2 protein-coding genes and 1 pseudogene are annotated in these 1,500 nt (G+C 48.4%); all 3 read left to right on the top strand.

The genetic code is table 11. The features are described from left to right. Positions 1 to 526, top strand: a 526-nt coding sequence (locus B348_RS1000000130705; protein ID WP_017735072.1) for an RHS repeat-associated core domain-containing protein, incomplete at its 5' end; no start/stop codon positions are given. 33 nt (positions 527 to 559) lie between these two features. Then, a complete protein-coding gene (locus tag B348_RS0105120; RefSeq protein ID WP_017735071.1) occupies positions 560 to 1,195 on the top strand; it encodes a hypothetical protein in 636 nt (211 codons plus the stop codon). Between the two features lie 112 nt (positions 1,196 to 1,307). Beyond that, positions 1,308 to 1,500 (top strand): annotated as a pseudogene (locus B348_RS1000000132160) (RHS domain-containing protein); the annotation flags it as partial.

Genomic DNA, 1,500 nt, shown 5'->3' with positions numbered 1-1,500 from the left:
GGGGCTGCATTTCAATACGTTCAGGTTTTATGATCCGGATGTGGGGCGGTTTACTACGCCGGATCCGATTGGGTTGGCGGGGGGGATCAATGCCTACACTTATGCCGACAACCCCTTTGCCTGGGTCGATCCGTTAGGTCTTACGTGTGCAGGCAATGGAAAAGTCCACGGCAACAGCCACTCGAGCAAAAACCCTAATCACGTCTATGTCATCGTTGATACGAAGACAGGGCGAATGATGAAACCGGGAATCAGTGGGCGGCCGTTAAACAAGAATGGCACATCACCTCGCGCCAACCAGCAGGTCAATGCGCTCAATAAACCCCATGCAGGGCGCTACAAGGCGGTGATTGTTGAGAAGAACAAAACGCGACTTCAAGCCAAAGCTACCGAACAGAAAATTACAGACAAACACGCGGCGAGAAACAACGGCAACATGCCGTCGCCGATCCACAGAAACCCGCTACCGCAGGTTGACACGAGAGATGGCTACCTTAAATTATACGGCACGCCTGATAACCGTTAGTTTTTTGAAGTGAACGCCGCAATGAATCTAAATATGCTTATTCTGCAAGAAAGTGAAGCTTCTGCCCTGACGGACGGCATTCACATACGTCAAATGAGCCACCACATCACCCAGATATTCATGGCCTTGCTGCCAAAAGCCGAAATAAACGGCAGCAGCAAAATAGTTGTGTCACTAGGCCCTCGTGGCGACGAAGATCTATTTGATAATGTCTTGGGTGTGACAAATATCTTTGTAGAAGACTTCGACTTCAAACGTTTTCTCTCTCTCGATCGTTTCAACCAAGACAAGCTGCTGCTAGAGACGCTACGTCGCGCACTCATCGTGATTGCAGAAAGAAAAGAATCCAACTCTATGGCGACCGCGCTTATAAACTCGACCGCCGAAGCCGTATTGGAAACCCACTTTGAGCTAGACACTCCAATTAAAAAGCTTTCAAAAACCAGTAAAGACAAAAAGTACAAAGTCAACGCTTTCAGAACGTTGAATGCTGAGGTTGGTGAAGGTTGGTACTGCGAAGTACACAATTCAACACGACGAAAAACCTGGATGCATGAGCTTCCCGGCTATATCGATCGAAGTGACCTATTTAAAAGCGCAGAACTGTCTGAAGGCATCTACCAAGTAAAAAATCGCCTCAACAAAGTCGTATTTGAAATAATTATCTGACAAAAAAACCATGAGTTCCTCTAGAATGGCACAGGATACCTAAACAAGAAAACACAACAATATTCATGCATCAAACGAACCCGCCCGAGGTAAAGGGGACTGATTTATTTACCTGAATGGGTTGCCGGAACAGCTCACCCAAGCGGATGGGCATGAGGTCTGGCGGGCGACTTATCGGGTGTGGGCCAACACGCTGGAGGAAGTGCGCGAGCCGTATTACATCGAGGACAGAACCCGCGGTTTCGGGGGCAGTATCTGGACCGGGAGACGGGGCTGCATTTCAATACGTTCAGGTTTTATGATCC

The sequence above is a fragment of the Pseudomonas sp. CBZ-4 genome, assembly GCF_000346755.1.
Classification (GTDB): domain Bacteria; phylum Pseudomonadota; class Gammaproteobacteria; order Pseudomonadales; family Pseudomonadaceae; genus Aquipseudomonas.
Note: the sequence above shows the minus strand (reverse complement) of the source record. Positions and strands in the feature narration are given on the sequence as shown.